This is a genomic window from Parapedobacter brassicae, assembly GCF_051400755.1.
Lineage (GTDB): Bacteria > Bacteroidota > Bacteroidia > Sphingobacteriales > Sphingobacteriaceae > Parapedobacter.
The window spans coordinates 246,116-265,531 of sequence record NZ_JBLFFL010000006.1; the positions used below are offsets into that span (position 1 = coordinate 246,116).

Consider the following 19,416-nt stretch of genomic DNA (forward strand, 5'->3'; position numbering starts at 1 on the left):
TTACTAAATTTACACATTACAAAATGGAGGTTGCCATGTTCAACAAAAACATACCCCAAGTGGCTAGCTTGCTCCTATCGGAGCCCTTTATGTTGGATCCGAATTTTCAACGGTCAGTCGTGTTACTATGCGAACATCATACGGAGGATGGCACCGTCGGATACGTGCTCAACCAGCCGGCTGCTCTACAGCTCAAGGACGTGATGGACGATTTCCCAGAAGCCGATTTTCCCTTGTTCTTCGGCGGTCCCGTTGCGCAAGAAAGTATTCATTTTATTCACAAATGCTATGACAAGCTCAACAGCGGAATCGGTCTTGGAAATGGCATCTATTGGGGCGGCAATTTTGAAAACCTACAGGTACTCATCCGCAATGGAGGTATCGAAAAAGATGAGGTCAAATTTTTTATTGGCTATTCCGGCTGGAGTGCCGGTCAACTGGACGAGGAGCTCAATGAAAATGCCTGGGTGATCAGCAACCACTATAACCCCGCAATTACATTCGGCAATGACGGAGAGAACCTATGGAAGGAAGCCATCGTTTCCCTAGGCCCTAAATACGCGCATGTGGCAAATTTCCCTCAAAACCCGCTGTGGAATTAACACGTGCCGATGTAAACCTCATATCTTAGGTGCTGTGATTTCAACGCGGTTACAAGCTCCTTCACCGATACTTCTTCCTTTAGCGGATAGGCATAGGCGATAAACTTGCTGCCTTTCTTATAAGTATCTTCAAATAAATTCATGAATGGGCAATGATCAATACGGATATAACGGCCAGTAGAATGCCGATCTTATTGATAAACGACAATCTCTCATGGAATATAAAAATCCCGATCAGCGCACCGAGGGCGATGACACCTACATTCATGCCGGTAAAGACAACAGACGGATTTTCGGGCAAGGCCCGGTGGGCACGCATGTAAAACAGGATGTTGGTGAAGTTGAAACCACCTAACACGATCCCCCAACCGATGGCGTTCATGGAAAATCGCCTTTTCGCGACCCACACGTGATAAACCAAATAGGCAAATGCGACGAGCATCGCCAGGCTAAAGACGATGAGCATAGACGTGGTGTAAGGCACGCCGGTATGCTGGGCGAGTTGCTTGAAGAGAATGTCGATAACGCCATAGCCGAAGAACACCGCTAGGGGGAACAGCCACGCCCGATGATCGGATCCATGCGGGTTGCGCTGCTGATGCCAGCCGATGCTGCACAACATGCCCGCAATGCCGATGGCTACGCCGACGAGTTTAGCCGCTTGGGGCTGCTCGCCAAATAGCCAAAATGCGGCCATCAACGCGATGAACAGGGATAGGCGCTGGGCCACTTCGGTACGGACGATGCCAGCATGGCGGATGGATGTGCTCAAGGCGAAAAAAATACCGGGCAACAATACAGCCAGCGCTCCGTATAACGCAAAAGGGGCGTCGGCCAGTGGCACTGGTGCCCCCCCTGGTCGGAGGAAAATCCATGTGCAGAGTACGGCTACAGGATAATTCCAGACGATGATCTGGAAAGTGTCTACTCCGTAACGCCGAGCCAGTTTAAGAATGACTGACACCGTGACACTGCAAACTACGCTAAGCAATACATACACCATGGGCTGATATAATGGTCGGCTAAGTTAGCAATACTTCAATTGAATTTGCTTTAAATCCCAACTTTGGCTAAGTTTGCGTCCCTTAAAACGCAGACAATTCCAATGAGCATAGCGAAGACATACGACCCCAAGGAAGCCGAGGATAAATGGTACACCTACTGGATGGAGAACGGCTTTTTCCGCTCGGTGCCGGATGACCGTGAACCCTATACCATCGTGATGCCGCCGCCGAACGTGACGGGCGTACTCCACATGGGGCATATGCTCAACAATACAATACAGGATGTACTGATCCGCCGCGCCCGCATGCAGGGTAAGAACGCCTGTTGGGTACCGGGCACGGACCATGCCTCTATCGCGACGGAAGCAAAGGTGGTGGCAATGCTTAAGGAACAGGGTATCAATAAGAAAGATTTAACACGTGAACAGTTTCTGGAATATGCCTGGGAATGGAAGGAGAAATATGGAGGCATCATCCTCAAACAGTTGGAAAAACTTGGCGCATCGTGTGATTGGGAACGCACCAAATTCACGATGGAGCCTGACCTGTCGGATGCGGTGATCGATACGTTCATCCGCCTCTACCGCAAGGGCTATATCTACCGGGGTGTACGGATGGTCAACTGGGACCCGCAGGGACGGACGGCCCTCTCGGATGAGGAAGTGATCCGCAAGGAGGTAAACCAAACGCTGTACTACGTGCGGTATGCGGTGAAAGGTGCCGAGGGCGATCCCCTCACCTACCTCACCATTGCTACCACCCGCCCGGAGACGATCATGGCGGATACGGCGATATGCATCAACCCCCATGATCCGCGATATGCCCACTTGAGAGGCAAGAAGGCGCTCGTGCCCCTCATCAACCGCGAGATCCCCATCATTGAGGATGATTATGTAGATGTGGAATTCGGCACGGGATGCCTGAAGGTGACCCCTGCTCATGACCTGAATGATTACGAACTGGGGCAGAAACACCACCTGGAGGTGATCGATATCTTCAATGACGATGGCACACTCAACGAGCGGGCGGTGATACTCGTAGGAGAAGACCGTTTCAAGGCACGCAAGCTGGTGGCCAAGCTGCTGGAGGAGGCTGGACAGCTGGAAAAAACGGAACCTTATAAATCGCAGGTGGGTTTTTCGGAACGTACGGACGCAGCCATTGAACCGAAACTCTCGATGCAATGGTTTTGCCGCATGCAGGAACTGGCCAAGCCGGCGCTTGACTACGTGCTGAATGGGGAGGTGAACCTGATCCCGGATAAGTTTATGAACACGTATCGCCACTGGATGGAAAACATCAAGGATTGGACGATCAGCCGGCAGCTGTGGTGGGGCCAACGCATTCCGGCGTGGTACAATGCCCAAAACGAATGGGTGGTGGCTAAAACGGAAGCGGAGGCCAGGGAGGTATTCGCGGCGGAAGGCAAATCTGCCGAGGGCATCCGGCAGGAGGAGGATGTGCTGGACACCTGGTTTTCATCGGGCCTGTGGCCCATGTCGGTGTTTGATGGCACGCGCCATCCGGATAATGCCGATATACGCTATTATTATCCCACCAGTGATCTGGTAACCGCGCCGGAGATCTTGTTTTTCTGGGTGGCGCGCATGATCGTCTTTGGTCACGAATACAGGGGCAGACCGCCCTTTAAAAATGTATACCTCACGGGCATCGTGCGTGATAAACTGGGACGCAAGATGTCGAAGTCGCTGGGCAACTCGCCCGACCCCATTGACCTGATGGCACAATATGGCACCGATGGCGTACGCGTGGGGATGCTGCTCTCCTCGCCAGCGGGCAACGACCTGATGTTTGACGTGGCATACTGCGAGCAGGGTCGCAATTTTGCCAACAAGATATGGAATGCTTTCCGACTAGTGAAGGGCTGGGAAGTGGCTGATATTCCTGCGTCGTCAGCACAGCGGGAGGCTGCCAACTGGTTTGGTCACCGCTTCAACCAGGCAGTAGCCGAAATAGACAGTCACTTTGCCAGCTATCGCATATCGGATGCGCTGATGGCTACGTATAAGCTTGTATGGGACGACTTCTGCTCTTGGTATCTCGAACTGGCGAAACCGGCCTATCAGCAACCCATTGCCCAGGAGGCCTTTGAGGCGACCAAGGGATTCTTTGAGTCGGTACTGAAACTCATCCATCCGTTTATGCCCTTTATCAGCGAGGAACTGTGGCATGACGCGCTTTTTGGCGAACGTGACGAGCGCGACTGCTGCATCGTGGCGGAATACCCCAACGGGGGGGCGTTTGACGAACGTGTGCTGCGCGACTTTGCCGTGCTGCAGCAGGTGGTATCGGAAATCCGGAACCTCCGCAACGCGAAACAGATTTCGCCCAAGACCGCGCTCCCGCTGGCCATTCATGCGGCTTCGGCTATCGATTATAACCGGTATGCCGAAGCAATCCAAAAAATGGCCAATCTGTCAACGATCGATTTCGGCGTGACCAAAGAGGCCGGCGCGACTGGCTTCTTGGTGGGCACCGATGAGTTTTATGTGAACATGGCTCAAAACATCGACGTAGAAGCTGAACGGGAGCGCATTACCAAAGAAATCGGGTATCTCAATGGATTCTTAAAGTCGGTAGAAGAAAAGCTGTCAAATGAGCGCTTTGTACAAAATGCGAAGCCTGAAATTGTGACCAACGAACGGAACAAAAAGGCGGATGCCGAGGCCAAGATCAAGATCTTGACGGCGAGTCTAGCGAATTTGTAGGAAGTGCTGTATTTGGAAACTGAGATGGTTTACCTATTTTTAGCGCATTAATTAAATATAGCTTGATTATGAACAGATTACTAAACATGACGCTGATCGCGTTGGTGGTTTCGGCCTGCCAACCGAAACAACAGCAACAAGAAGAAACACCGGCGGCAGATCCCAATGCGATCACCTGCGAAGGGATCGGTCCGGTTAAACTGACGCACTCCTATGCAGCGCTAGACAGTGCCATAGGCGCAGACAAACTGGAAAACGGCACCGTCGATGTCGATGGCAGCACGGTGCACATCACGAAGGTGTTTCCCAATGAAGCAGAGGAGATCACGGTTTATTGGGCCGAAAGCCAGGAACCCTACAATACCATTACGAAAATAGCCGTAGCGAATGATTTTGGTCCCTATCAAACTGCTGAGGGACTAAAAGTGGGTTCTACGCTGAATGAAGTGAAGCAGTACAACAACTTCATGCCGGTGACCATGACTAACTTCTACAACACCCTGGATGGGTTTGCGGTGATCTTAGGGTTCAACGGCGGGGATATCGAAACCAAGTACCCCTGCCTTGGCGGCAAGTTTGATATCGTGAAGCAACGCGGCGTAGATGTACGGACGCTCGACGAAATCAAACCGGAGAAGGAATTGAAATCGTCGCACAAATTATTCAACACCATCGATGTAGCGGTCGTGGAGCTGAACGTATCGGCGAAATAAAATACACCAAATAGGGGGCGCAACGCCCCCTATTCTCCACCGATCACCCTGATCACGTTATCTCTCAGTTTCGTGACATCCGTTTTCAGTCCCCCATATAAGGACATGACGTTCACCTGCCGCTCTTGCATATGCCGGAAAGTGTGCAGCCAACCGGTTTCGATAAACAGGAAAAAACCACCGATCCGATAGTCGGCCCCTACCCCGCCGCGCAACGAGGGTGTCAAGTATGACGTGTTCTCAATCGTCACCTTGTTTTGGCCAGTGGATACTGCTGCTCGGGGTTCGACCACCACCCCCACTCCCGGGCCTGCATAAGCATATATATTGAGCTTGTCCAGCTGTTTGCGGACTCCGCCGGCGAGGTTGAGCATATAGAAATTGCTCCTTCCCTTTTCCAGCTCATAAGCATAGTCCGGATCGCGTATACGCTGGTTATACGCGAACGAAAGGAAGTCGATGGACGGGTAGACAAAATAATGCTTGTTAGCCAGTCCAATATCCAAGCCCAGACTATTCGAAAATTTGGCCTGCAACACGTCGCTCGTTTCGCCCACGGCAAACCCCCACCCTAAACCGCTGGTGACAAATATTTTCCGATGATGGAGGGTATCCATATCGCTTTGCGCCAAGGTATGCAGCACGGTAAACAGCAAAGACAAAAGTAATGGTAGTTTCAGCATATGGTTCTCTCCAAGGGTAATGACACTAAAACAGGGAAAACATCAAAAAGTTTCGCCCGCTTATAAGTAGGCCTTGCTTTGCGGACCCTGATTGAACAATAAATCGACTATGCTGAGATTGGGAAGAAAACCGTGCTTGCCTTGGAACACTTGGTAGTATGGCTTGTTGGCATCGTCGTCCGCTGTTTTCTTGGGGTGAATGGATTGCCGCAGATCTAAGGTCGACGGATAGTCCTCCCGGTAGTGTTGCGTGTATTCAAGCGGCCGCTCCAGCTTCAGCAAGCGGAGCAGTAAGGTCAACATCTTGACATTGTACTCAAACAACCACTCGTGCTGCTGCTGATAAAAAGGAGCGAAATCATCTTCGTAGTATTCAAAATAGGCTGAACTGCGGTAAGCGGTTTGCAAACTCATCCAATGTAGCCGCTGCCAATCGGCCTCGTAGCTGATCCGCACATCTTTCATTTGGGTATGCCCATTGCTTCCCCGCAGTACCGGCAGGATAAGGTCCAGCTTACCATTGGCCGAGTAGATAGATGCCCGTGTACGGTAGGTCTGCTTGGGATAGTGCTCGCATTGCTCCAGCAAAATAGGCAATGTAGATGCTTCGATGCTGCTGAAATAAGAAACCGGAGGCAAATAAAACGCGGGTAAAATGAGGTGATGATCCATGGATTGCAAGAAATATAAGTTTGTGCTGTAAAAATAACTTAAATTGAGGATATTTGCACCTTCACGCACCATCAATGGCCGTAATGCGAAGATCTTCCGTATTGTCTTACCTTGTCTACCTTATCTCCCTGCTACCTTTCTGGACGCTTTATGCCCTTTCGGATGTGCTGTATGTGATCCTTTATTACGTGGTCGGCTACCGGAAGGACGTGGTCTTCGAAAACCTACGCAATGCATTTCCGGAGAAAACGGATGATGAACGCCGAGGGATAGCCAAGAAATTTTATCGTTTTCTACCGGACCTGATCGTGGAATCCATCAAGATGCGCAGTATATCGGCCAAAGCGGTGAATAAACGGATGGTCTATCATCAACCCGAAGAACTGGAAAGGCATTTTAATCATGGGAAGGACGTCATCGCCCTCACGGCACACTATGGCAACTGGGAATGGGGTATCCATAAGATCAGCCTCTCGACCAGCAATCCAGCGCTCATTATCTACAAGCCACTCACCAACAAAACCATGGATGAAGTCTACAATGGCATCCGAAGCCGTTTCGGTGCCATCATGGTACCCATGAAGCAGACGTTGCGGAAGATCCTGGAATATCGCAACCGGCCACACATCAGTGTTTTTGTGGCAGACCAAACGCCGAACCGCCTGGAATCTGACTATTTCGTCCGGTTCTTAAACCAGGATACACTGGTGTTTACCGGGGCGGAAAAAATTGCTAAAAAAACCAATGCTCCGGTGATTTATTGTCACATCGACCGAATCAAACGCGGATACTACCGCTGTACGTTTACTACGTTAACGGAAAATCCTGCCGACACAGCAGAGCATGAAATCACCGACCTGTATAACAAATTTACGGAAGACATTATCCGCCGGAAACCGGAATGGTGGCTGTGGTCGCACCGTAGATGGAAAAGAAAGCCTAAACCATGAAGCATTATCCGCGAGTAGCCGTCGTCATCTTGAACTGGAATGGTCGATTTTTCCTTGAGAATTTTCTGCCTTCGATATATAACACCCACTACCCAAACGTCGAATTTGTGGTGGGCGACAATGCGTCCACGGACGATTCCATTGTCTTTGTAATGACCCATTACCCCAACGTACGTATCGTGCGCAACGACCGCAACCTAGGCTATGCCGGGGGGTACAACGAGGTGCTCAAACGGGTGAATGCCGATTATTTTGTGCTACTCAACTCGGATGTGGAAGTGACGCCCAACTGGATCGAACCGGTCATCGACCTGCTCGAAAGTCACCCGGATATGGCCGCCGCGCAACCAAAGATCCGCTCGTACTACCAGCGCGACCATTTTGAACATGCCGGGGCCGCCGGCGGCTTCATCGACCACTATGGATTCCCTTTTTGCCGCGGGCGGATGCTGCATGTCATCGAAAAGGACCTGGGACAATATGACGATGCGCGGGAAGTCTTCTGGGCGAGCGGTGCCGCCTTTTTTATTAAACGCGCATGTTGGGAGCTATCGGGTGGATTTGACGCCGATTTCTTCGCCCACATGGAAGAGGTAGACCTGTGCTGGCGCCTCAAATTGGCCGGATACCGCATCGGGTATTGTCCGCATTCGATGGTATACCACGTAGGCGGGGGTACCCTGTCAGTCAGCAACCCAAGGAAGACTTACCTCAATTTCCGCAATAGTTTGTTCATGCTGCAAAAGAACCTGCCATTTGCCGAAGCCGTATGGGTCATCTTTGCCCGAATGTGGATCGACCTGGTGGCGCTCATCCAATTCCTGGTGCGCGGCAAATTCAGCGATGCGTGGGCGATCAGCCGATCGCACCAGCGCTTCTGCCTCGATTTTTTCAAAACGGCCAAGAAGCGGCGACTGTACAAGCAAACGCTAAATACCGCAGGCTTGTACCGCGGAAGCTTCATCTGGGCATTTTATGTCCATGGTATAAAACGGTTCGGCAAACTCAATCCGAAGCGTTTTTGGTAACATCGCGGCGACATCGCAACTTTTTGGATGAATAATTGTTAATTGTAATTGTAAACCAACATATAAAACCATGAAACCGTCATGATTTTTAAAATCACACAGTGGAATGACTAAACGGCTTCAGCCATCTTGAATGCCTTTAAAACATACACTAATGAAAAATCATGACAGCTTCATCACCATTAAAAAACAAATTTAGACAGATGAAAAAATACACGATTCTTTTAGCATTGGCTAGCTATGCCACGAGCGTATCCGTACAGGCACACCAAGCCGACGCGCTTTCGGGAGCTTGGCATACGCAGCAGGGCGATGTGGAGCAGACCGTGGTGCTGGTGGACGGCTACCTGTCGCACAGCACCTTTGACGTCAAAAACAAAAAATTCATCGCCACCCGGGGCGGTACCTACTCGGCCGTTGATGGCAAGCTGACCGTTACGTGGCAATACGATACCGAAAAAGCAGCCAATGAAACACCCCTCGACACTTGGCTGGGCCAATCCAGCACATTTGCGTATGAGGTGGGCAATACACTGACCACCGACCTATCCGGTTCGACAGCTGCATGGCAGCGTGTCGATAGCAACGAAGGACCAATGGCGGGGGTATGGCGCATCACCGGAAGGAAACAAGACGACAATATGGGAGAAATGCCTTTGCGCGACCGCCGTACGTTGAAAATCCTGAGCGGAAAGCGTTTCCAATGGGTAGCCATCAACATCAAGACGGGGGAATTTTCGGGCACAGGAGGCGGAAGCTATACCTTTGAAAACGGCAAATATACCGAGAATATTGAATTTTTCTCCCGCGATAATAATCGCGTAGGGGCAGCACTTTCTTTCGATGGCAGGATTGAAAATGGTATGTGGCACCATTCGGGACTAAGCTCGAAGGGGGACCCTATTTATGAAATATGGGGTAAATTGGAAGATGGATTGGATTAATTCAGGCGGTTGCTCCTCGACTGGGATCTGGCTTGTTTCGCCGCCATCTCTAAGGTCTCGTCTGCAAGCCGCCTGAATCAATAAAATTCGTATTTTCGTGGCCATGTCACCAGCAGAAGCAGCCATCCGCATCGAGGAGCTCACCCGGGAACTCAACGAATACAACTACCAATACTATGTATTGGCCAATCCATCTATTTCTGACTACGACTTCGACCAGCGGCTTAAAGAACTGGAGAGACTGGAACAGCTGTTCCCCCAATTCCTTGATCCCGACTCCCCTACTCAAAAAGTAGGCGGCGACATCACGCAACGCTTTGACACTGTACGGCACCGATGGCCCATGCTTTCGCTCAATAATACCTATAGCGAACAGGAGCTGCGTGATTTTGATGCCCGGGTGCGGAAGGCCATCGGCGACAGCTTCGAATATGTATGCGAATTGAAATTCGACGGTCTCTCCATCAGCATCACCTATGAAAACGGCGTACTCAAACAGGCGGTGACACGGGGGGATGGTGTGCAGGGCGACGATGTCACAACCAACGTGCGCACGATCAAATCCATTCCCAATAGGCTGAGGACTGATGGATATCCGGAAAGCTTCGAAATCCGAGGGGAATTATTCATGCACCGCCCGGCGTTTCAGCGGCTCAACAACGAACGCATTGAAAACGGCGAAATGGCCTATGCCAACCCCCGTAACTTCGCGGCGGGGACCATCAAGCTGCAGGATTCGGCCGAGGTGGCGCGCCGTCCGCTGGATTGTTTCCTCTATTTTCTCTATAGCGACAATCGCAACCGCCTGTTCCGGAATCATTGGGATAGCCTGCAAGCGGTAAAATCGTGGGGGTTCCATGTGAGCGAACACACTGCGCTATGCACCACGATCGAGGAGGTGCTCGCCTTCATCGCCAAATGGGACCAAGCACGCTATGACCTGAGCTATGATATTGACGGCATCGTCATCAAAGTAAACGACTACGGGCAGCAGGAAGAATTGGGCTTCACCGCCAAATCGCCCCGCTGGGCGATTTCCTATAAATACAAAGCCGAACAGGCGGAAACACTGTTTCTATCGGTGAGCTACCAGGTAGGACGCACCGGCGCCGTGACTCCAGTGGCCAATCTCAGTCCGGTATTACTGGCCGGAACAACAGTAAAACGGGCAAGCCTGCATAACGCCAATGAGATCGAACGCCTGGACCTGCGGGAAGGCGATATGGTATTTGTGGAAAAGGGCGGCGAAATCATCCCGAAGATCATCGGGGTGGACCTCCTAAAACGGAAGCCCGACACCCAACCCATTGTATACCCCCAGGCCTGTCCCGAATGCGGCACGCCGTTGGTGCGCAAGGAAGGCGAAGCGGTGCACTACTGTCCCAACGATGAGGGCTGTCCGCCTCAAATTGTCGGCCGGATGCAACATTTTATCGGCCGTAAGGCCATGGACATCGAGGGCATGGGCGATGAAACCATCGAGACGTTTTTCCGCCGCGGGCTGCTCCACAACATCACGGACATCTATGCCCTCCGGGATCAGCAGGATATCCTCATGCAATTAGAGCGCTTCGGACAAAAATCCATCGACAACATGATTGCGGGCATCGAAAAGTCCAAGGAAAAACCCTTTGAGAAAGTACTGTTTGCACTGGGTATCCGCTATGTGGGCGAAACCGTAGCTAAAAAACTGGCCCAACACTTCCACAACGTCGATGCGCTGGCTACGGCGTCAAAAGAAGATATCCAATCGGTACACGAAATCGGCGAACGGATTGCCGAGAGTGTCACCGAATATTTTGCCAACGACACCCACCGCGAGCAAATCCAGCAGTTGAAGCAATACGGCCTGCAACTCGCTATCATTGAAAAACAGACCGAACACCTGGGTGATGCCCTGCTGGGTAAGACATTTGTCATCTCCGGCGTATTTGAGCAGTTTAGCCGGGAGGAACTGACAGCACTCATTGAAAGCCATGGCGGCAAACTCCTGAGCAGCATATCGGCCAAGCTGAACTACTTGGTGGCCGGAGATAAAATGGGGCCTTCCAAACTGGCCAAGGCTGAAAAACTGGGAATCCCCATCATCTCGGAGCAGGAGTTGCTCCGGCTAATCACCCCAGAAGGCTGAAATGAATAGCTTGGAAAAACTGCGCTGGAAAGCAGGAAAAATGACACTATATGCCTTGCTCAACCGACAGCGGACAGAACAGGCAACCCTTGCGTATCAAGACATCAAACGCATTGCCCTGCTAACGCCGCTGCTACATGGAGAAGCAGACATTGCATGGCTGGGCGATGTGTATAATCGCCTGGTAAAAGACGGAAAGGAATGCGTGGTGGTGAGCTTTTCAGCGGTGCCCATCGATATACCGGCCGATCTCAACCTCATTGTCCTCGGTCCGGACGCACTCAAGTGGAACTTCATCCCCAAGGAGGATGTCATAAAATCATTTATTTCCATTAATTTTGACCTTTTGTTGAACCTCTGCGCGGACGACGGTTGCCTCGCACTGGATTACCTAGCGCTCAGGCAGCAAGCCACCCTACGCATCGGACGGCACGAGCCGCGCATGGCCAGTGCATACGGCATCATGGTAAAAGGGAATTTTGCGGATGGCAAGGAATTATTAAAAGCGATAAAACTATATTTAGGCAAACTATACTAATATGAACGAGCTCTACGGCGCAGGAGTAGCATTGGTCACGCCGTTTCATTCGGATGGAACGATTGACTATGCCGGTTTGGAAAAACTGATCGAACACCAGATCAGCGGGGGGATGAATTACTTGGTTTCACTGGGCACCACTGGCGAAACGGCCACCCTCAGGGAAGCGGAACGAAAGGCAGTGTGGAAATTTACCGCCGACAAAGTAGCCAAGCGCGTGCCGCTCGTAGCCGGTATCGGCGGCAACCATACCGCCGAGGCAGTCCGCCAACTTCAGGCATTTGATACCGAAGGTTATACGGCCATTCTATCGGTGAGTCCCTATTACAATAAACCCTCGCAGGAGGGCATTTACCAGCATTACAAGGCCGTAGCGGCTGCTTCACCCCTGCCCGTCATCCTCTACAATGTACCCGGACGCACCGGAAGCAATATCAATCCGGAAACAACCGTCCGACTCGCCAAGGACGTTGACAACATCATCGCCACCAAGGAAGCATCCGGCAGCTTCGATCAGTTCAGCAAAATCATGCGGGACAAGCCGAACGACTTTTTGCTCATCTCGGGCGATGACCCGGCGACACTGCCCATGATGGCGCTGGGTGCCGTAGGCATCATTTCGGTGGTCGGCAATGCCTTCCCCTCGGAGGTGGCCACGCTCACCAGGTTATGCTTGGAAAACAACTACGAAGAGGCCCGAAAAATCCACAGCACGCTCATCCGGCTCACCGAGCTCTGTTTTGCCGAGGGCAACCCTACCGGCGTGAAAGCCTTCCTCAGCCTGTTGGGCATCTGCGGGAGCGCTGTGAGGCTGCCCTTGGTAGAAGCAAGCAGTCAGCTGTTAGCCACGATCGACGAGGAGCTGAATGGCCTGGGCTGAATGGGTGACATTCCACCAAATACCACGGAAAGCCGCCTTCACCAAATCAAACCGGCCCTTGATGAGGTATCGCGCCGATTGATAAGGCATGGCGACCAGCAGGTAGTAAATACCAAACAGCACGGCGGTTGATCTCGCGGCATTGCGCCTAATGAACAGCCACCGATTGCGCACCATGAAATAAGTTTTCAAGGGGCTCTCCTTGCCTACGCTCATGGATTCCTTATGATAGATTTTTGCGCTACCCGTAAAGCCAAGTTTCCAGCCCGCGCGCTTGAATCGCTCGCACCAGTCCAATTCCTCATAATAGAGAAAGAAACCTTCTTCCATCAGTCCCACCCGGTCGAGATCGGTCCTGCGGCACATCATGGCCGCTCCGTGGCAATAGCCGGTTTCCGCCGTGATGTGGTCATATTGCCCATGATCGTCATCCATCACCCCAATGCCGCTATTGCGGCCAGTGAGGTAATCCATTGGCGTATAGCCCGCATATTGGATTTTTCGCGGGTCATCAAAATACAGGATGAGTGGTGACAGCAGTCCGATTTCGGGGCGGCATTCCATCTCGCGTTGCATGGAAGCGACAAACCCTTCCGTAATTTCCGTGTCGTTATTGAGGAAGAGTAGGTAATCTCCCTTGGCATGCCGAATACCGAGGTTATTACCGCCGGCGAAGCCCAGGTTTTTCTCGGAGCGGAGGTAGACCACTTCCGGGTATACGGCGGCGAACGCTTCCCGTTGGTCAGCCGTGCTGCCGTTGTCCACCACGATCACCTCGGTCAATGCCGCGTCGACATATTGTTTTAACGAGCGTAGGAATAACACTGTCAAAGCAAGTTGGTTGTAATTGACCGTAATAATCGATATCACAGGGCGTCTCGAAACGTATAAATCAATTCTTTATCTATCAGATCGAGTATCCTTTCGTCTTTTCCGATATCGAATTTTCTACTAAATAACATTTTGCTTTTTCGGATTTTCTCAAAGTCTGTATCAACAAGCAGTTTGGGGTGCGGTCCCCGTGCCGACCAATCGTAATAACGATAGTTATTGTTCACCACTTGATCGCGAAACGGTGAATTCATTAGAACGGTCTGGAACAGAAATTCATCACTTGCCCATGTATAGAAAAAGAAACGGCGTAATTTCAGATCATTTTCCAAAGTATCGACCACATACTGTGCTGCCGCCGGACTCAGCATCCAAAACATACACAGTCCATAGGGGTGGAAACCGTATGGCATTTTCCTTTTGGGTAGCACACCATTGATGACCTTTTCGATCAGGTGACGGCCCTTAAAGGAATAATCGGATAAAAAATACCGTTGATACCGTAGATGTCCCTCCGGCCATTTATTATAATCGTAGTAGAGTAAGAACTCCTTCCCTTCATTTGTTTTAAAAAAGTCCGCAAGTTCAAACGCAGATTTCAGGGGATAATCCTGTCCGCTCAACAGGTTGATGTAGTTGTACATTTCCTTCTTCTCGCAAATCTCACGGATACCGTTGAAAGTAGCCTCGATCGTGCTGTATCCGGCCCATTTCACATCCACCCGGTCACGGATGAAGAACACGTTACCTAAATCTTGCAAATAGCGATAAGGCTCGATGGCAACCTTTTTATCCACATGGATATAAAAATCAAAATCCGGATGATCCATACGTTTAATCACACGTTCTGTTAACCTTGGATCCGTATACGTAATGATAAAGTGGGCTGTTCGCATCATTTAATTAGCAATTTATTTTCATAGTTACAGTATCAAAGATAAGGTTTTGCCTTCGTTTCGTCGACCACAATGCGCGGCACAAACTCTATTTTGTGGCCTAAATACCACAAGCATCCGCCATCAATCAATTGTTCTGCGCGCGAAGCAGCAACCTACTGATCATGTCAACTTCTTCAACACTTAGATCATGCCACAATGGCAAACAAAGTGCTCGTTTAGCGACTTGATCAGTAATCGGCATTACCCGTTTTGTAAGATAAGGAAGCGACGACGAAAGGGGCGGATAGAAATATCTCCGCGCGAATATTTCACTTTCCGCCAGCAGGGCATTACATTTTAGCAGCAGTTTCTCATGTTCGAATACTAAGGGAAAATACGCATAATTGTGCGAAGCGTTTGCATGCCATATCGGTTCCACGGCCTTCAACGTTTTCAATTCACGTCGATAACGCTCGACCAGCACTTTCCTTTTTTTGATAATCGAATCGATATAAGGAAGGTTTGCTAATCCCATAGCGGCATGAAATTCGGAGTTTTTACCGTTGATACCAAGGCAAGCAAACGCATCCACACCGCTGAACCCAAAATTACGCATGTCGGCCAGCTGCCTGAGGATGTCTCGATTGCGCGTAATCAATAGTCCGCCTTCCACAGTATGATACAGTTTCGTTGCATGTAAACTGCATATCGAAATGTCTCCGTATTCGAAAACCGAGCGTCCGTCTACTTTCACGCCAAATGCATGAGCACCATCGTAGATGACGTGAAGATTGTGCTTATGTGCAATTTTCTCGATGGCGACAACGTCACAGGGATTACCATAAACGTGTGTGGCGACAATCGCCGATGTCTTTTCGGTAATGGCTTTCTCAATTTTGGTAGCATCAATGTTTAATGTAGCTTCATCGATGTCTACAAAAACCGGTTTGCAACTTTCCCAAAAAATACTGCTTGTGGTCGCCACAAAGGAAAAAGGTGTGGTGATAATTTCACCCGTTAGGTTCAAGACCTTTATTGCCATCTGAAGCGCGATAGTCCCGCTCGTTACAAACAAAAGATGGTCGATCGAAAGGTAATCTTTCAGTCGCATTTCGAGCTCACTCGCCAATGGGCCGGAGTTGGTCAACCACTGCCGATGCCATATACCGTCCAGATACCTCTCATATTCTTTTTTTGGTGGAAGGAATGGTCTTGTATAAAGTATCATTTATTTAACTTTACGATTAGTTCGATGCGCCAAAAGTAATTTGAATTTGAATTCATCCCTTATCTATAATTCCCATTTGTAGTATAATGCTTACATTCTTGTAGTATAATGCTTACATTCTAATAGTCTTTGGATGATCACGCATGTATAAGAAAGCCATAAGACCGAATACCATTGGCGATAAAATTTATCACAAAACGAAAAAATACACAATATTACGGCATAACAAACGTTATAAATTACACTACATGAAAACATCGGTCCGCTATTTGCGAATTACAATAATATTTGATAATTTTAACGAAAATATTATGGTAGGCAAAAGAAAAATCAATCGGTTTCGCTATCAGGCGTCGGACCAACATATTTTTGCCCGAGGCTTGTTTTTGCGTACAGCTCTTGGTTTGTTGCACATATTATTCATAAGCCTGCTACTTTCTTTACTGTCTTGTGATAAGATCAAAGGTGTACCGAATGGTGTGAAAGAGGAATTAATCGCGGACACTACGAAAACGCCAAATAGCGGACAGGGGGCAGTTCCTCCGCAGGAAACGCAGGAAGACGTCATCTTACTGGGTTCGGGCACTGGAAATCTCGTGATAGACGGGAGATCATTGGCAATTGGTGAAAATACAATCATTGCTATCAAAGCGGGAGCATACGGATCTATCACCATACAACATATCGAATTTGACAACGGAAAACCGCTACGCATCGTCAATGACGGACAAGTATGGATTGGGGAAGCGATGTATACACGGGACATCGAAAACGTTCACATTGCCGGAAACGGCAATTCTGATATTCCATATGGATTTAAGTTTGATAATATCGCTTATCGAGCAATCGTCTTGGAAGGTAATATGAGCGGTGTGACACTTGGCAATATGAGCTTCCGAAATGTACGCGACTATGTAATATCAAGAAGTAATGCAGACAACGACCGGCATTACGATGGCACGCCGACAACAGGTAGTGCGCATTTCAAAATTCTGAATTGTGAATTTGAAAATACGGGGCAAATTATTTTTGGCGGAAACCTAAATAAAGGCGATAATGATGACTCTGGTTTCATTAGTGATGTAGAGATTGCCTACAATACATTCAAAAATACCGATTGGGGTACCTTGGTTTCATTCAGCAACGTTCAACATTATGATATCCATCATAATGTGGTAACGGATGTGAATCAAAATAACAATGATCACAATGGTATATTTTTCATGCAGGGAAACGGCACCTTTCATGATAATAAGCTTATAAATTATCAGGGCAATGCATTGCGTGCTTGGGTTTACTCACGGGGAAGCACACCTGCGACCATCGAAATCTATAACAATATCTGTTATAATACACGGAAGTACAGCGCTTTCGAGCTTCAGCAATTTGATCGAAACCTATGGGCCGACAAATCTACCCATGTCAACGCAAAGGTATATAATAACACCGTCGGAAAGATGAATACATCAAAGGACTGGGAGGGACAAATTTTAGACTTATATTACATTTCAGGAACACTCGAATACTATAACAATCTCGGTTTCGAGCTGAGCAGCAGTAAATCGGTAACCAATATGATCAACAATATGGGCGACACTGAAATTACCGTGGAATCAAACAATAAATATTTCTCGAACCTATCGGGTGCAGTCAACAATGCGTCGGATCTTATTTCCAATCATAACGGTATTGGCGCAGCCATAGCCTGGAATCAATAATGTTTCCAAGTGTTGGGAAGCCAGTGCTCGGTTAGCTTAAGCCACGTTGATTTTTTTGCACGGAGATTCTCCCAATCTGACGATTTCAAAAACAGTGCTTCTGAGCCGGGAATGAATTCTACGGTCATGTCCGGCTTTGGGCTTTTGAAGTCTGCCAAATTGTCTTCTTTGAAGGAAATCCCTCGCTCGATAAACCGTATGCGATTACTGGCGGAAGCTCGCCATTGCACCGTGATGGGTTTGCCGACGGTCTTAAATACATCAAGTTGATGGTTAATCTGCTCGGTCAAGGTAATATTAATCAGGATCCCTGGCAGACTGAATAATATATTGCCTATACAAGAGAGCGATAGCACCAGTTTTAGTATCCTATACTTACCGCTAAATAGCAATTCGCTCCCAATCAGCAATACTGGAGGTATAAACCAAAATTGGGGAATATACCTTGCCCACCAAGACTCCGGCATGATGATGATGGAAAAAATCACCATCAGTGCAAACCAAGTAAGGGCCTCCTTGGCTTGGTCCCTTTGCGCCCTAAACAAAATTAAGCCAAACAATAGCACGGCCAACAAAAGAATCCCGCTAAAAAACGGACCAAATCCCCCGAGTCGCGCATCAACTTTTGGCGCATTTACGATATCCTTCTCGTTGAATGTAAAGGGGATTTTCAAAGGAATATCTTCTTCATTCCAAGGATAAAGATTATTGGTGTGCGCAAAGGTGGCCAAAAAGAATCGTTCAAATCCGCCTTTGCCATTAAAGCCGGAAGGGGTATTGATATCCATAATATCAACCTTATTGTCGCCCATCAGTGGGTAAAACGGATGCCCGTAGTTGATTGTATTGGTGAAGTAAGGGTTATATCCAGTTATTAATGCTAAAATGCCTGACAAGACAGATGCCAGCAACAAAGTTCGAAATATCGAAAAAAGCCGCTTAAATAACGACCATATCATAAAACCAGCTAATGACAAAGTAACGTATACTACGCCAGTAAATTTGATATTCACCAACAGGATAATGACAAATGACAACAATACCCATTGATAGCGCGTAGGCCTTCCTGCCACACCTGTGCACAAAACTAGTAAGATAAGCAAAGAAGAAGTTAGTGCACCGTCGACGTAATAAGTGATTAATTGATTAATGACCAGCGGCGAGCACGAAAGTAAAAAACTAAACAGGGCTCCCTTTTTTGAAGACACATACTGACAGAGCAGTGAAAAGGTAAGACAGAAACTAGCAATCCACAGCATCATATTGGTGGCTTTGCCCATTTCAATATGACCAAAGGTGCAATATATTGCTGCTTGGATAATTTCCATTGCTTTCGCATAGTGGTTTATCCAAATTGCTTGATTTACACTATTGGGCAGGTATTCCCAGTATGGGTTCCAGCCTTCCTTAAGTTGGATAAGCGTCTCTTGATGATAGGCCTGTCCATCGAATGACACATCATAAAAGTAATTACAAATAAGTAAGGGCAGCAAAATCACTAGCAGCGGAGCACCAAGAAAAATCAAAACCGACTGAAAACCGGTAGCTGCTATTTGCGGTGAAAAAAAACAGTAGGTCAATCCCAGAGCAATAACGACGGCCACGATGAATAACCATCCGTTCAGCGTACCGCCTATAAAAAATGTAAAGGAAGCACTTAAAAACGTAATGACTAAAACACTAGTAAGAAAAAAACCAATTGACGAAAAGATTGCTGGAAGCTTAGGTGAATGAACTAACATAGTTGTCGTGTTTGTCTTTATCAGCTTACTAAACTAACCATTAAAAATAATTTAAACAATAATTATTTGGAGAGTGTAACTTAAACTGTGTCACTGGATAACCGGATAAAAAATAATAAATTCGAATATCCAAGTGACATGTTAA

18 protein-coding genes are annotated in these 19,416 nt (G+C 48.6%); 10 read left to right on the top strand and 8 right to left on the bottom strand.

Annotated elements, in window-relative coordinates; all coding sequences use genetic code 11:
- Nucleotides 1-35 precede the first annotated feature (35 nt).
- Nucleotides 36-602, top strand: coding sequence for a YqgE/AlgH family protein (locus ACMGDE_RS16445; RefSeq protein ID WP_436833914.1), 567 nt, complete (start codon nucleotides 36-38; stop codon nucleotides 600-602).
- Here the strand turns inward: ACMGDE_RS16445 and ACMGDE_RS16450 are convergent.
- Both ACMGDE_RS16450 and ACMGDE_RS16455 read right to left on the bottom strand, forming a co-directional pair.
- Complete coding sequence (locus tag ACMGDE_RS16450; protein ID WP_436833915.1) at nucleotides 599-745, bottom strand: hypothetical protein; 147 nt, start codon at nucleotides 743-745, stop codon at nucleotides 599-601. The genes ACMGDE_RS16445 and ACMGDE_RS16450 overlap by 4 nt on opposite strands.
- Complete coding sequence (locus ACMGDE_RS16455; RefSeq protein WP_436833916.1) at nucleotides 742-1,605, bottom strand: EamA family transporter; 864 nt, start codon at nucleotides 1,603-1,605, stop codon at nucleotides 742-744. Before ACMGDE_RS16455 ends, ACMGDE_RS16450 begins: the two co-directional genes overlap by 4 nt.
- A 102-nt stretch (nucleotides 1,606-1,707) precedes the next feature.
- On the opposite strand from ACMGDE_RS16455, the gene ACMGDE_RS16460 reads away from it, so the two are divergent.
- Nucleotides 1,708-4,335 (top strand): valine--tRNA ligase, encoded by a 2,628-nt coding sequence (locus tag ACMGDE_RS16460; RefSeq protein WP_436833917.1) that lies wholly within the window; start codon nucleotides 1,708-1,710, stop codon nucleotides 4,333-4,335.
- A gap of 68 nt (nucleotides 4,336-4,403) precedes the next feature.
- Nucleotides 4,404-5,048: a hypothetical protein gene (locus tag ACMGDE_RS16465; protein WP_436833918.1), complete on the top strand. Its 645-nt coding sequence runs from the start codon at nucleotides 4,404-4,406 to the stop codon at nucleotides 5,046-5,048.
- Between the two features lie 29 nt (nucleotides 5,049-5,077).
- Here ACMGDE_RS16465 and ACMGDE_RS16470 read toward each other — a convergent pair whose 3' ends face one another.
- Together ACMGDE_RS16470 and ACMGDE_RS16475 are read right to left on the bottom strand one after the other, a co-directional pair.
- Nucleotides 5,078-5,731: a hypothetical protein gene (locus tag ACMGDE_RS16470; protein ID WP_436833919.1), complete on the bottom strand. Its 654-nt coding sequence runs from the start codon at nucleotides 5,729-5,731 to the stop codon at nucleotides 5,078-5,080.
- 60 nt (nucleotides 5,732-5,791) lie between these two features.
- Nucleotides 5,792-6,403, bottom strand: coding sequence for a WbqC family protein (locus ACMGDE_RS16475; RefSeq protein ID WP_436833920.1), 612 nt, complete (start codon nucleotides 6,401-6,403; stop codon nucleotides 5,792-5,794).
- 83 nt (nucleotides 6,404-6,486) lie between these two features.
- Between ACMGDE_RS16475 and ACMGDE_RS16480 the strand changes: the two genes are divergently transcribed.
- The 6 genes from ACMGDE_RS16480 (at nucleotide 6,487) to dapA (ending at nucleotide 12,874) form a co-directional block, all read left to right on the top strand.
- Nucleotides 6,487-7,353, top strand: a complete 867-nt coding sequence (locus tag ACMGDE_RS16480) for a lysophospholipid acyltransferase family protein (protein WP_436833921.1) — start codon at nucleotides 6,487-6,489, stop codon at nucleotides 7,351-7,353.
- Nucleotides 7,350-8,381, top strand: a complete 1,032-nt coding sequence (locus tag ACMGDE_RS16485; protein ID WP_436833922.1) for a glycosyltransferase family 2 protein — start codon at nucleotides 7,350-7,352, stop codon at nucleotides 8,379-8,381. The genes ACMGDE_RS16480 and ACMGDE_RS16485 overlap by 4 nt, the downstream gene beginning before the upstream one ends.
- 203 nt (nucleotides 8,382-8,584) lie before the next feature.
- Nucleotides 8,585-9,325 (top strand): hypothetical protein, encoded by a 741-nt coding sequence (locus tag ACMGDE_RS16490; protein WP_436833923.1) that lies wholly within the window; start codon nucleotides 8,585-8,587, stop codon nucleotides 9,323-9,325.
- Nucleotides 9,326-9,428: 103 nt separating this feature from the next.
- A complete protein-coding gene (gene ligA, locus ACMGDE_RS16495) occupies nucleotides 9,429-11,456 on the top strand; it encodes an NAD-dependent DNA ligase LigA (RefSeq protein ID WP_436833924.1) in 2,028 nt (675 codons plus the stop codon).
- Between the two features lies 1 nt (nucleotide 11,457).
- Nucleotides 11,458-11,994: a DUF6913 domain-containing protein gene (locus ACMGDE_RS16500; protein ID WP_436833925.1), complete on the top strand. Its 537-nt coding sequence runs from the start codon at nucleotides 11,458-11,460 to the stop codon at nucleotides 11,992-11,994.
- 1 nt (nucleotide 11,995) lies between these two features.
- A complete protein-coding gene (dapA, locus tag ACMGDE_RS16505) occupies nucleotides 11,996-12,874 on the top strand; it encodes a 4-hydroxy-tetrahydrodipicolinate synthase (protein ID WP_436833926.1) in 879 nt (292 codons plus the stop codon).
- On the opposite strand, the gene ACMGDE_RS16510 is transcribed toward dapA, so the two are convergent.
- The 3 genes from ACMGDE_RS16510 to ACMGDE_RS16520 all read right to left on the bottom strand — a co-directional run bounded on the left by ACMGDE_RS16510 (nucleotide 12,836) and on the right by ACMGDE_RS16520 (nucleotide 15,811).
- Nucleotides 12,836-13,744, bottom strand: coding sequence for a glycosyltransferase family 2 protein (locus tag ACMGDE_RS16510; RefSeq protein WP_436833927.1), 909 nt, complete (start codon nucleotides 13,742-13,744; stop codon nucleotides 12,836-12,838). The genes dapA and ACMGDE_RS16510 overlap by 39 nt on opposite strands.
- Nucleotides 13,741-14,604: a beta-1,6-N-acetylglucosaminyltransferase gene (locus ACMGDE_RS16515; RefSeq protein WP_436833928.1), complete on the bottom strand. Its 864-nt coding sequence runs from the start codon at nucleotides 14,602-14,604 to the stop codon at nucleotides 13,741-13,743. The genes ACMGDE_RS16510 and ACMGDE_RS16515 overlap by 4 nt, the downstream gene beginning before the upstream one ends.
- A 124-nt stretch (nucleotides 14,605-14,728) precedes the next feature.
- On the bottom strand, nucleotides 14,729-15,811 hold the full coding sequence (locus ACMGDE_RS16520; RefSeq protein ID WP_436833929.1) for a DegT/DnrJ/EryC1/StrS family aminotransferase: 1,083 nt from the start codon (nucleotides 15,809-15,811) through the stop codon (nucleotides 14,729-14,731).
- 248 nt (nucleotides 15,812-16,059) lie between these two features.
- Here ACMGDE_RS16520 and ACMGDE_RS16525 point away from each other — a divergent pair, with 248 nt between their 5' ends.
- Entirely contained in the window at nucleotides 16,060-17,529 is a 1,470-nt protein-coding gene (locus tag ACMGDE_RS16525) for a hypothetical protein (RefSeq protein WP_436833930.1), read from the top strand.
- On the opposite strand, the gene ACMGDE_RS16530 is transcribed toward ACMGDE_RS16525, so the two are convergent.
- Complete coding sequence (locus tag ACMGDE_RS16530; RefSeq protein WP_436833931.1) at nucleotides 17,523-19,271, bottom strand: hypothetical protein; 1,749 nt, start codon at nucleotides 19,269-19,271, stop codon at nucleotides 17,523-17,525. The genes ACMGDE_RS16525 and ACMGDE_RS16530 overlap by 7 nt on opposite strands.
- Nucleotides 19,272-19,416 lie beyond the last annotated feature (145 nt).